This window comes from Acinetobacter sp. CIP 102136 (assembly GCF_000369685.1).
In the GTDB taxonomy this organism is placed as follows: domain Bacteria; phylum Pseudomonadota; class Gammaproteobacteria; order Pseudomonadales; family Moraxellaceae; genus Acinetobacter; species Acinetobacter fasciculus.
In genome coordinates this window covers 274490-287571 of record NZ_KB850142.1, presented here as the reverse complement: position 1 = coordinate 287571, position 13082 = coordinate 274490, and the positions used below count along the sequence as shown (strand labels likewise).

The 13082-nt window shown below is 42.0% G+C and carries 9 protein-coding genes; 4 read left to right on the top strand and 5 right to left on the bottom strand.

What is annotated here, in order from left to right; genetic code table 11:
* Window positions 1–4: 4 nt before the first annotated feature.
* The 5 genes from F893_RS06805 to sdhC form a co-directional block, all read right to left on the bottom strand.
* Window positions 5–2827 carry a 2-oxoglutarate dehydrogenase E1 component gene (locus F893_RS06805; RefSeq protein WP_004279434.1) on the bottom strand — a complete coding sequence of 941 codons (2823 nt, stop codon included), beginning with the start codon at window positions 2825–2827 and terminating at the stop codon, window positions 5–7.
* Window positions 2828–3649: 822 nt separating this feature from the next.
* Window positions 3650–4360, bottom strand: a complete 711-nt coding sequence (locus F893_RS06800; protein ID WP_004279433.1) for a succinate dehydrogenase iron-sulfur subunit — start codon at window positions 4358–4360, stop codon at window positions 3650–3652.
* A gap of 14 nt (window positions 4361–4374) precedes the next feature.
* Window positions 4375–6273: an FAD-binding protein gene (locus tag F893_RS06795; RefSeq protein WP_004646289.1), complete on the bottom strand. Its 1899-nt coding sequence runs from the start codon at window positions 6271–6273 to the stop codon at window positions 4375–4377.
* Window positions 6274–6285: 12 nt separating this feature from the next.
* A complete protein-coding gene (gene sdhD / locus F893_RS06790; protein ID WP_004279431.1) occupies window positions 6286–6651 on the bottom strand; it encodes a succinate dehydrogenase, hydrophobic membrane anchor protein in 366 nt (121 codons plus the stop codon).
* Window positions 6651–7049, bottom strand: coding sequence for a succinate dehydrogenase, cytochrome b556 subunit (sdhC, locus tag F893_RS06785; protein WP_004279430.1), 399 nt, complete (start codon window positions 7047–7049; stop codon window positions 6651–6653). The genes sdhD and sdhC overlap by 1 nt, the downstream gene beginning before the upstream one ends.
* 1005 nt (window positions 7050–8054) lie before the next feature.
* Between sdhC and gltA the strand changes: the two genes are divergently transcribed.
* The 4 genes from gltA to F893_RS06765 all read left to right on the top strand — a co-directional run bounded on the left by gltA (window position 8055) and on the right by F893_RS06765 (window position 13078).
* The gene (gltA, locus tag F893_RS06780; RefSeq protein ID WP_004279429.1) at window positions 8055–9329 is read left to right on the top strand and encodes a citrate synthase; all 1275 of its coding nucleotides are present in this window, start codon (window positions 8055–8057) and stop codon (window positions 9327–9329) included.
* Window positions 9330–9485: 156 nt separating this feature from the next.
* Entirely contained in the window at window positions 9486–9989 is a 504-nt protein-coding gene (locus F893_RS06775) for a hypothetical protein (protein WP_004730266.1), read from the top strand.
* A gap of 142 nt (window positions 9990–10131) precedes the next feature.
* Entirely contained in the window at window positions 10132–11100 is a 969-nt protein-coding gene (locus tag F893_RS06770; RefSeq protein WP_081398964.1) for an IS30 family transposase, read from the top strand.
* A gap of 352 nt (window positions 11101–11452) precedes the next feature.
* Window positions 11453–13078, top strand: a complete 1626-nt coding sequence (locus F893_RS06765) for an NAD+ synthase (protein WP_004730268.1) — start codon at window positions 11453–11455, stop codon at window positions 13076–13078.
* Window positions 13079–13082 lie beyond the last annotated feature (4 nt).

Sequence of the window (13082 nt, the reverse complement as noted above, 5' to 3'; positions counted from 1 at the left end):
TGGATTATTCAGCGTCGATCGCAAGCGCGTCGTTGATGAGCTGAGCTTGTTGTTTTGCATGCAAATATGGTGAACCACATGCCGGTGCAGCAGAAGCTTCACGGCCTGCATAGCTAATACGTACTTGTTTACCCGCTTTCATCACGTCGTCATATAGACGCGGTGCGATGAACAACCAAGCGCCTTGGTTCTTCGGTTCTTCTTGCGCCCAAACAAGTTCTTTAACGTTTGGATATTGCGCAAGCACTTCTGCCAGGCGTTTTTCTGGGTATGGATATAATTGTTCAATACGTACAATTGCAGTGTTGTTCAATTCTTTTTCACGACGTTTTTCAACTAGGTCGTAATACACCTTACCACCACACAGAACCAGACGGGTTACATCTGACTTGTTGATGTTGTCTACTTCATCAATCACGGTTTGGAATGTACCGTTTGCAAGCTCTTCAAGGCTAGATACAGCAAGCTTGTGACGAAGTAAAGATTTCGGCGAAGTAACAATCAATGGCTTACGGATTGGACGAATCGCTTGACGACGTAATGCGTGGAAAATCTGCGCAGGCGTAGTCGGTGTGATGACTTGCATGTTGTCTTCAGCACATAGCTGCAAGAAACGTTCCAAACGTGCAGATGAATGTTCTGGACCTTGACCTTCAAAACCGTGTGGAAGAAGCATAGTTAAGCCACATACACGCTCCCATTTGGTTTCACCAGATGAGATGAACTGGTCAATGACAACCTGTGCACAGTTTGCGAAGTCACCGAATTGTGCTTCCCAGATGATCAAACTCTTAGGAAGAGTCGTCGCATAACCATATTCAAATGCCAATACAGCCATTTCTGACAACAAAGAGTCATAGATTGCAGTACGCGGCTGGTTTTCTTTCAGGTTACACAGTGGAAGATAAGTTGAACCATCTACCTGATTATGCAGTTTTGCATGACGGTGTGAGAAAGTACCACGACCTACGTCTTCACCCGTTAAACGAAGCAAGTAACCATCATCTAGTACAGTTGCATACGCCAGAGTTTCAGCAGCACCCCAGTTCAGAGGCATTTCACCCGTTTGCATTTTCAGACGGTCATCAATTACTTTTGCAACTTGACGCTGCATCACGAAGCCTTCAGGAAGCTCACGCATTTTCTTGCCAAGCTCTTTTAGACGTTCGATTGGGAAAGTTGTATCCCACTCGTCTGTGTACTCATGACCTAAGTAAGGAGTCCAATCCACAAACATTTTTTTGTTTGGTTCAAGTACCAGTGCATTGGCAACGTGATTACCCGCTTCCAGGTCTGCACGGTAGTTTTCAACCATCTGATCTGCACTTGCACGATCAAGAACACCCTGTTGCACCAGTTGATCCGCATAAAGCGTACGCGTAGTCGCTTTCTTGTTGATCACTTGATACATCATTGGTTGAGTTGCAGCTGGCTCATCCGCTTCGTTATGACCACGACGACGGTAGCAGAACATGTCAATCACAACGTCTTTACGGAACGTATGACGGAAATCATGTGCCAATTGTGAAATGAACACCACAGCTTCAGGATCATCACCATTGACATGGAAGATCGGTGCCTGAATCATTTTTGCGATGTCAGTACAGTATTCAGTAGAACGCGCGTCACGTGGATCAGATGTCGTGAAACCAACCTGGTTGTTAATCACAATGTGCACTGTACCACCCACGGTATAACCGCGAGTTTGTGACATCTGGAAAGTTTCCTGGTTGACGCCCTGACCTGCAAATGCAGCATCACCGTGTACAATTAATGGCAATACGTCATCGCCGCCAATGTCTTTACGACGTACTTGACGTGCACGTACCGAACCTTCAACCACAGGACCAACGATTTCAAGGTGTGACGGGTTAAATGCCAATGCCAAGTGAACTTCGCCACCCGGAGTCATGACGTTTGAAGAGAAGCCTTGGTGATACTTAACGTCACCAGAACCTTTCTTATGAATAGATTTACCTTCGAACTCACCAAACAGGTCAGCCGGGTTCTTACCCATGATGTTAACAAGAAGGTTTAAACGGCCACGGTGAGGCATACCGATCACAACTTCTTTACAGCCTACAGAACCTGCACGCTGAATAATTTCGTTGACCATCGGGATGAATGCTTCACCACCTTCAACGCCGAAACGTTTGGCACCAACGAATTTATTACCAAGATATTTTTCTAGGCCTTCAGCTGCAGTTAAACGCTCAAGGACATGTTTCTTTTGATCAGCATTGAAGCCATATTGACCGCGTGCACTTTCTAGACGTTGTTGAATCCAACGTTTTTCTTTGGTGTCCACGATGTGCATGTATTCAGCACCGATTGAACCACAGTAAGTGGCTTCCATTGACTGAACCATTTCAGCCAAAGTCGCTTCTTCTTTACCGATCGCCAGGTTACCAGTATTGAATACTGTGTCTAAGTCAGACTGAGTCAAACCATGCGCAGCCAGATCTAGATCAGGCACAACTTCACGCTTCGCCAAACCTAATGGATCCAGTTTTGCTTTCTGGTGGCCACGGTTACGGTACGCAGCAATCAGCTGTAGCACGCCAATTTGACGACGTTCATGCTCTGAGCTGACTGTCGACTGAACAATAGGCTGAATACGGCTTGAATTGCGACCTAAAAGTAGGAATTGCTCACGTACATTACTGTGTGGTTGATCACCTTTTGGGAATTTATCGAAGTACGCTCTCCAGTCAGCACCCACTGAGTCTGGAGCAGTCAGATACTGCTCATAAAGTTCTTCAATATACGCTGCACTATCAGCGGAAAGTTCAGTGTCAAGACGCAGAGCGTCAGCAACTTCTTGCATTTGTGGACCCATTTCCTATTGCAAAAACATTTTCAGGATGCTTTTTAAGCAAAACCCAGGATTATTAGCATCAAATTGGTAATATGATACTAGTCCCCCATAAGGCATAAGCCATGAGGCGTTATCACCACACCAAGAAAATCTTGATATGTTTAATGAACAATAACGCCCCTCAGCGGCATCATCACTCATTGAATACCCGATCGAAACCGGGCAATTTTTTGCAAATCGACTTAGAAAAAAGCAAGCATTAACAAAGATTTTTTCTAAAGCGACTCGGGTCTACCTTTTATATACCAGTCCCTGATTATGCAGTGTTTAAAAAATGTACCTGGCGTGGCATTTTTTAAACATAGTCATGGGCTAAATGCTAACATGTTCTCAACTTTTCAATTGATTTTTTTGACACATACCTTCCATAAATTGGCTAAATACAGTTCAGATATTTTACTCTAATATATGGTGCTTTATCTCAAAAATAGATTCAATGTAGACTTAAGTCCTAAGCATTTCCGATAAATAAAAAGAGAGCAAACCTTTCAATCCACTCCCCCCTTAAATTTCCGTTATATAATAACATCGTTCTTGCTATTTTTCAGGTCAGTTTTACATCTAAAAATCATAAATACCCAAAATAATCACATGTTCTTCTTATATGGCACTCAAAGCCATTACCCTTTTCCTGACTGTTTCACTCAACTTTATACATTTTAAGTATAGTATCTTTATTTTTATCCTATGATTTTTTAATTTTTCCAATAGTTTGCATAAAAAAAGCACACCTGAAGGTGTGCTTTTTTCTAAACTGCGAAGAGCAGCCTATTAGCCTGCCATATCTAAAAGCATATTACGGATGTGACCGATTGCTTTAGTTGGGTTCAAGCCTTTAGGACATACAGATACACAGTTCATAATGCCTTTACAACGGAACAATGAGAACGGGTCGTCTAGACGAGCCAAACGCTCTTGTGTTCCCGTATCACGCGAGTCAATAATGAAGCGGTAAGCGTTCAACAATGCTGAAGGACCCAAGAACTTGTCCGGGTTCCACCAGAATGACGGGCATGAAGTTGAACAGCATGCACATAGAATACATTCATATAGACCATCAAGATGCTCACGCTCTTCAGGAGACTGTAAACGTTCCTTAGGAGGCGCAGGCTGGTTGTTGATCAAGAATGGATGGATCTTGTTGTACTGATCATAGAACTGGTTCATGTCAACCACCAAGTCTTTCACTACAGGAAGACCAGGCAATGGACGAACAGTAATTTCATTTGGTAAATCGTTCAGGTTCCAAAGACACGCCAAACCGTTTTTACCATTGATGTTCACGCCATCAGAACCACAAATACCTTCACGACATGAACGACGGAACGTTAAAGTTTCGTCCTGTACTTTTAATGCGAGAAGTGCGTCAAGCAACATACGGTGCTTGTCAGTCAGTTCCAGCTTAAAAGTTTGCATGTACGGTGCTTTATCCTTGTCAGGATCGTAGCGGTAGATATGAAATGTACGAGTACCTCTACTCATCTGAATTCTCCTGATTAGAATGTACGTGGTTTAGGTGGAATCGCGTCAACCGACAATGGACGGTAACGAACTGGCTTATACTCTAGACGGTTGTCTGCAGAGAACCATAAAGTGTGCTTCATCCACTCATCATCACGACGACCATATGGGTATTCAGCATGGTCTGGAGACTCTTCAAAGTCTACAACCGTATGTGCACCACGGCATTCTTTACGCGCTGCAGCTGAAATAAGCGTTGCTTTCGCAACTTCATACAAGTTTTCAACTTCAAGTGCTTCAATACGTGCAGTGTTAAATACTTTAGATTTGTCTTTCAAGTGAATGTTGCGTACGCGCGGTTCAATTGCAAGAATCTGCTTCACACCTTCGTCCAGAAGCGCAGATGTACGGAATACACCAGCGTGGTCTTGAACGATATCACGGATTGCATCAGCAACGTCTTGAGCATTCTCACCGGTAGTCGATTCGTCAAGTTTACGAATACGTTCAACAGTTTCTTGAAGCACAGTTGTTGGAAGCGGCTCATATTCGCCATCGTGCTGTTTAGTCACATATTCAATGATATGTTGACCAGCAGCCTTACCAAATACAACCAAGTCAAGCAATGAGTTCGTACCTAAACGGTTCGCACCATGTACAGACACACATGAACATTCACCGATTGCATAGAAGCCTTTTACTGGCTTAGCAAAGTCACGACCTTCGGCATTTGTAGAGTAAACATCGGTGTCTTTGTTGTAGTTAGCAACAAGCGCTTCAGTTTCACGAGACTCAGGAACAACCACCTGACCATGAATATTCGTTGGAATACCACCCATTTGGTAATGGATTGTTGGTACTACAGGAATTGGCTCTTTAGTGATGTCAACGTTCGCGAATTTCTTGCCAATCTCGAATACAGATGGAAGACGTTTCATGATCGTATCCGCACCTAGGTGCGTCATATCAAGCAGGATGTAATCGCCTTTAGGACCACAACCACGACCTTCTTTGATCTCTTGGTCCATAGAACGTGATACGAAGTCACGTGGCGCCAAGTCTTTCAAAGTTGGTGCATAACGTTCCATGAAGGGTTCGCCGTCTTTGTTACGAAGGATTGCACCTTCACCACGACAACCTTCAGTCAACAATACGCCTGCGCCCGCAACACCCGTTGGGTGGAATTGCCAGAATTCCATATCTTGTAATGGAATACCTGCACGAGCAGCCATACCAAGACCGTCACCAGTGTTGATATAAGCATTTGTAGATGCACGGTACACACGACCAGCACCACCAGTAGCGAACAAAGTCGCTTTTGCTTGGAATACTGCAATTTTACCAGTTTCCTGATCAATTGCTGTAACACCAAGAACGTCGCCTTTTTCGTTACGGATCAGGTCAAGCGCAATCCATTCAACGAAGAATTGAGTGCCCATTTTCACGTTGCTTTGATAAAGCGTGTGAAGAAGTGCGTGACCGGTACGATCGGCAGCAGCGCATGCACGTGGCACAGCTTTTTCACCGTAGTTTGCTGAGTGACCACCGAATGGACGTTGGTAAATTGTACCATCAGCATTACGGTCGAATGGCATACCCAGGTGTTCAAGTTCATAAACCACTTGAGGCGCTTCACGAGTCATGAACTCGATTGCATCCTGGTCACCTAACCAGTCCGAACCTTTTACAGTGTCGTAGAAGTGGTAGTGCCAGTTATCTTCTTGCATGTTACCAAGAGATGCACCAATACCACCCTGCGCTGCAACAGTGTGCGAACGAGTTGGGAATACTTTAGTCAGAACCGCAACTTTCAAACCAGCTTGAGCAAGTTGGTAAGACGCACGCATACCTGAACCACCACCACCAACGATGACAGCGTCGAAAGTTTCGTGCGGAATATTTGTGTAATCTTCTTTAGGGTTTATAGCGCCCATGATTGTTTCCTATCAATTCGCCCAAAAAATCTGGATCGCCCAGATTGCATATGCAAGTACAGCAATGATCACTGCTGAAGTCAGTACAAGGCGTAAACCTGAAGCTGAAGGACCCATTTGACGAGTAGTCACATAATCCGTGAATACCTGCCACATGCCGATCCATGCGTGTGCAACAAGAGATAAGACCGCCAATAAAGACATGATCTTCATTGGAACTGTCATCATAAAGCCGTACCACTGTTCAAAGTTGAAACCACCATTCAGTAGAATCCAACCCAGTACAACAACGGTATAAACAGCTAGAACTACAGCACTGACACGTTGAAGAAACCAATCGCGAGAACCTGAACCTGTTAAACCAGTAGCGCTTTTCATTAGAGTACGATCCATACAAATGCTGCAACAATACCGATTGCAGACAAGATTAATGCGATAGTAGATGCAACACGGCCACTTTCTAGTTCTTCAGCAACGCCAATGTCAGCAAGTAAATGCTTAACACCCGCAATAAAGTGAAAAATCATGCCGGCGACAAATACCCATACAATAAAGCGGACAATGAAACCGTTAAAGATTTCTTGAACTTGCGCAAAACCTTCAGGCGAAGACAATGACTTGTCTAAAATCCATAGAAGGACCGGTACGAGTAAGAATACGATAACACCTGAAAGACGGTGTAGAATTGATGCAATAGCCACGGGTGATTTTAAGTTTACTTCTAAAACTTGACCCATGGACAAATTGACAGGTCTGTTGCTTTTCACAGCGGGCATCCTGTAAGTAAAAACTCCATCCGGAGTTTGTTGGAATTAATTCGAAGGAAAGCTGGCATTCTCAGGCAAATACATGCCTAAAATCAAAACGACACTGAATTATAAAACGTGAACTATTAAAATACAAACGGCTGAATTTGGCTTTTTGGATAAAAAACTATTAAATAAGAATCATTAACAACAATAAGTCGGGCTTAATATATTATTCCGCCCTTTCAATTCCTATTTATATGATTGTTTTTAAATAATTAAGATGATCAATTCACTCGGTTTTAAGCCTGCAGGACCATGTTTGAGTTTTAGACTAAAGACGCACAGTTCCATCACAAATATTATTTAAATCTCTTTTTAATTCAGATTTAAATCAAGCGCCTATATTTAACAGACCACTTGCCCCAATTCAGCAGCAGCACAGTGATTCAGATAACCTGATGTTAAATAGCGACTTAGTGCATCAGATGATGGGTTTTTCAATCAATTTGAAGCATTTAGATTCAAAAAATCATTCATTTATTTTTATACTGCCTCCCTTTGCTGCAAAGTTGGCCATTTATTAAGCTACTTTTTAATCAATTGAACCGGATTCAAAATTCAATTAATTGCTTTTATTTATAATTCTACCTCTGAAATTCAACTTGGTAAAAACGATGTAAGTTATGAGATTTATATAGTTTTAAGCATGCTCACCTTAATCTCTCACCATTTTCACCCGCATTTCTTGCTAGGAAAAAACGCTTACAAATGCCCCAAGCAGTCTATTTTTTTCTGCACCTCTGCATCAATTTGACTTATTATAGAGGTTTGATGCTGTGATTTTACTGAACTTTTTATACTGAGCGAATATGACTAAACCGCTGTGCGGCCGTCATTTTTCATCCATAAGTATAATTGACAAAATTTCAGTACTCACTAATCTTATAGCAAATTTTTGATCCGTCCGTTTTGTGCATTAAAAGATTGATAGACAAAGCGGATATACATTCACCAGGACAGGAGATCTATTGAATGTCTGAAGCAACTGGCAAGAAAGCCGTTTTACAGCTTGATGGCAAAGAAATTGAACTACCAATTTACAGCGGCACATTGGGCCCAGATGTAATCGACGTTAAAGATGTGTTGGCTGCAGGTCACTTTACTTTTGATCCTGGTTTTATGGCGACAGCTGCGTGCGAGTCTAAAATCACGTTCATCGATGGCAACAAAGGTGTACTTTTACACCGTGGCTACCCAATCGATCAATTGGCGACTAAAGCTGATTACTTGGAAACTTGCTATTTATTGTTAAATGGCGAACTTCCAACTGCTGAGCAAAAAGAAGAATTTGACGCTAAAGTACGTAACCATACAATGGTTCACGATCAAGTTAGCCGTTTCTACAATGGTTTCCGTCGTGATGCGCATCCTATGGCGATCATGGTAGGTGTGGTTGGTGCGTTGTCTGCGTTCTATCACAACAACCTTGACATCGAAGATGTGAACCACCGTGAAATCACTGCAATTCGTTTAATCGCGAAGATTCCTACGCTGGCGGCTTGGAGCTACAAGTACACCATCGGTCAACCATTCGTTTACCCACGTAACGACCTTGGTTATGCAGAAAACTTCCTGCACATGATGTTTGCTACTCCTGCAGACCGTGATTATAAAGTTGATCCAATTCTTGCAAAAGCAATGGACCGTATCTTCACGCTTCATGCTGACCACGAACAAAATGCGTCTACATCTACAGTACGTTTAGCTGGTTCTACCGGTGCGAATCCGTATGCATGTATCGCTGCTGGTATCTCTGCACTTTGGGGCCCTGCTCACGGCGGCGCGAACGAAGCTGTTCTTAAGATGCTTGACGAAATCGGCACTGTAGAAAACGTTGCTGGCTTCATGGAAAAAGTAAAAACTAAAGAAGTTAAACTAATGGGCTTCGGTCACCGAGTTTACAAAAACTTCGATCCACGTGCGAAAGTAATGAAAGAAACTTGTGACGAAGTTCTTGGTGCACTTGGCATCAATGATCCACAGCTTGCATTGGCTATGGAACTTGAACGTATCGCGCTTTCTGACGAATACTTCATCAAGCGTAACCTTTACCCGAACGTAGACTTCTACTCAGGTATCATCCTTAAAGCGATTGGTATCCCGACTGAAATGTTTACTGTAATCTTCGCGCTTGCACGTACTGTTGGCTGGATCAGCCACTGGTTAGAAATGCACAGCGGTCCTTACAAGATCGGTCGTCCTCGTCAGCTTTATACTGGCGAAGTTCAACGCGATATCGTTCGTTAATTCGAACCGCGTCGAAAGACTCAAAAAAACCACCCTCTTGGGTGGTTTTTTTAGTGCTGACAAAAGCCTACAAAAAATTGACCTGAAACGTTTTAAAATGAATATATCAAAATCATATTCACGGATTAAGTCACCTAAAAATAGGATGTATATTGAATGCTGTTGTATTTTCTGCCCTTTATTTTGAGACTGGTTCGTTTTGAACAGTTTAAGTGCCGCAGTTTAACGTCTGGTGAAATCAAAATTTCCCAACAAGTATTTGGCAACCTGATCGACTATTCCCGCGTTAAAATCATGAATCACCCCTACCTGCCCTGGCAATCCACACATGTCATTATGGCGCCCAGTGGCTACATCCATGTACGCAATTTAAATTATCGCGAAGATTATTCGCGCGAGAGTTTATCTTATCAGGCACTATTTATTCATGAGATGGCGCATATTTATCAACATCAATGCCGGATCAATGTGCTTTTAAAAGGGGCATTTTTACAAAGTGCTTATTTTCTCAGCTTGGGAAAATATAATCCGTACAAATATCAATTTAATCCCAACAAATCATTTTCAACCTACAATATTGAACAACAAGGCGATATTGCCCGGGATATTTTTCTAAAAAAAATTCCGAATATTATTTTAAATCCAAAAATAAACAGATGATATTTAATCAGTTTAATTCCAAACAATATAGGGCAGAGTAAAACTTGAAGTGCGACATAAACCACCTAATTAATTTAAAGGGTTTATGGAGTATATAAAATTGTCATACCATCATCTTAACTTTGAAGATCGTACTGCATTAATGCTTGAGTCAAGAAAAGAAGGCTTTTCAGCCAGAAAATTTGCTGAACTCATTAAAAGACATCCTAGTACGATCTATCGTGAGCTTAAAAGAAATAGCATCAATGACGTTTATCAAGCTCAATATGCTTCTGATAACACCTTCGCTAGACGTAGACGTGGTCACAGAAAACTCAAAATCGATTCAATCCTCTGGAAATTTATTGTTGAAGCGATCCGTTGTTTATGGTCTCCTCAGCAAATAGCAAAGCGTTTAAAGACATTTCCTGATTTGGATCAAACAATGAATGTAAGCCATACAACGATTTATTCAACGATACGAGCATTACCAAAGGGTGAGTTGAAAAAAGACTTATTATCCTGTCTGCGTCATGAAAATAAAAAGCGAAAAGCTAACGGTGAACCTAAAAAAGATTCTATATTACAGGATATTAAAACTATTCATGAGCGCCCAGCCGAAGTTCAAGAAAGAAAAATACCGGGTCATTGGGAAGCTGATTTAATTAAAGGTAAAGACAATAAAAGTTCGATAGCAACACTTATTGAACGAAATACACGGCTCTGTATCTTGGCAACATTACCTGATGCAAAGGCAGAATCAGTGCGCAAGGCTTTAACTGAAGCTCTGAAATATTTACCTGCAGAACTGCGTAAAACGTTGACCTATGACCGTGGACGCGAGATGGCAGAACATAAAATACTTGAAGAAGATTTAGGCATAGATGTATATTTCTGTGACCCACATTCACCCTGGCAAAAAGGCACATGCGAAAATATGAATGGTTTAATTAGGCAATATTTACCTAAAGGGATTGATTTAAATCAGGCAGATCAGCATTATTTAAATCAAGTTGCCATGTCACTGAATACTCGTCCTAGAAAAGCGTTAGATTGGCTTACACCATTAGAGAAATTTGCTCAGCTTGTTGATTATCATAAGACTTTTCAAACTGTCGCACCTCATGTTTGAATTCGCCTAGCTAAGGCATATTTTAAAAGCCAAAATTTAGATTTCAGTCTTTAAATCTACATAAGCCTAGATGCATAAAAAATCAGCATATTTTCTAATTTTATATAATAACTTTTTTCACTCAATGCCTGTTCTGCTAAATCAACTCTAGCTTATCGATAAAATTTCGATAAAATAGGCCGGTATGATTATTTTGCATCGCAGATTAAGATTCAATGATCATGCGATAAAAAGTTTTTTTATTTAAGCCATTTGGCATTTTATGAATATCGAAGTGCACTCAACTGAATAATTAGAATTATAAAAATCAGTAATTTAGTGTATCAACCTATAGGAATAGGATTTACTTGGAATGAAAAGTTTTAAAATTGCGATTGCTCAATTCTCTCCACATGTGGGCAATCTGGATGCAAATACGCAAAAAATGATTGATCTGGCCAATCAGGCTAAAAAAGATAAAGCGGATCTGATTATCTTTCCTGAACTTTCAACGCTGGGCTACCCTGCAGAAGACTTATTAATTCGCCCGAGCCTGGTGAAACGCACCAAAGCGGCTTTTGAAAAACTGACTGAAGTAAAAGATATTGTCATGGTCTTTGGTTTTGTTAATCAAACTGAAGATGGTCAGCGTTATAACTCGGCTGCTGTCATGAAAGATGGCGAAGTACTGGGTGTTTATAACAAGCAAGTGTTGCCAAACTATGGCGTATTTGATGAAAAGCGTTATTTTGGCGAAGGTCATCAGCATCTGGTTTTTGAGTATCTTGGACATAAATTTGGCGTACTGATCTGTGAAGATGTCTGGTCTTTAGCCACTGTTCAGCAACTGGCAAAATTGAATATCGACACAGCTTTGGTACTGAATGCATCGCCATATGAAGTGGGTAAACCACAACATCGCATTGAAACCATGGCGGCCTTGGTCAAACAGCTAAATATCAATCTGGTGTACTGTAACCAGGTCGGTGGCCAAGATGATCTGATCTTTGACGGTACCAGTTTTGTGCTCAACAAATCTGGCGAGGTGGCTTTACAGGCACCAACTTTCCAGGAAAATCTGGCAATTGCAGAATTTAATGCTGAACAACTGCAATTCAGCAAAGGTGCAATTGCACCTGCTTTAGACACCATGGCTGAGATTTATCAAAGCCTGGTCATGGCTACACGTGATTATGTACAGCGTTCTGGCTTCCCAGGTGTGATTCTGGGACTGTCTGGCGGCATTGACTCTGCCCTGACCCTAGCGATTGCTGTAGATGCGCTTGGCGCAGACAAAGTTCAAGCTGTGATGATGCCTTATACCTATACCGCACAAATCAGTGTGGAAGATGCAGCGGCTCAAGCCAAAAATATGGGCGTGACTTTCGGTATTGCCGAAATCAATCCAGTGGTAAGCGGCTTTATGCAGGTGCTATTCCCGTTCTTTGGCAACGCTCCAGTCGATGCTACCGAGGAAAACCTGCAAGCACGTTCACGGGGCACCTTATTGATGGCCCTATCTAACAAATTCGGTAATCTGGTGCTGGCAACCGGTAATAAGTCTGAACTAGCTGTCGGTTATTGCACCCTGTATGGCGATATGGTCGGTGGTTATGCAGTTCTGAAAGATGTGTATAAAACCATTGTGTTTGAACTGGCGAAATATCGTAACAGCATTTCAGAAACTCCAGTGATTCCGGAACGTGTGATTACCCGTCCACCTTCAGCAGAACTGCGTCCAGATCAGGTCGATCAAGACTCTTTACCTGCCTATGACATTCTAGATGCGATCTTGTACTCTTATATTGAAGAAGATATGAGTCAAGACGATATCATTGCCAAAGGCTTTGATGCTGAAGTCGTGAAAAAAGTGATTCGTCTGGTTGATATCAATGAGTACAAGCGCCGCCAAGGTGCCATTGGACCACGTATCAGCTCACGCTCTTATGGCCGTGAGCGTCGTTATCCAATTGTGAATGGCTGGAAAGCAGGTAGCTAAATTC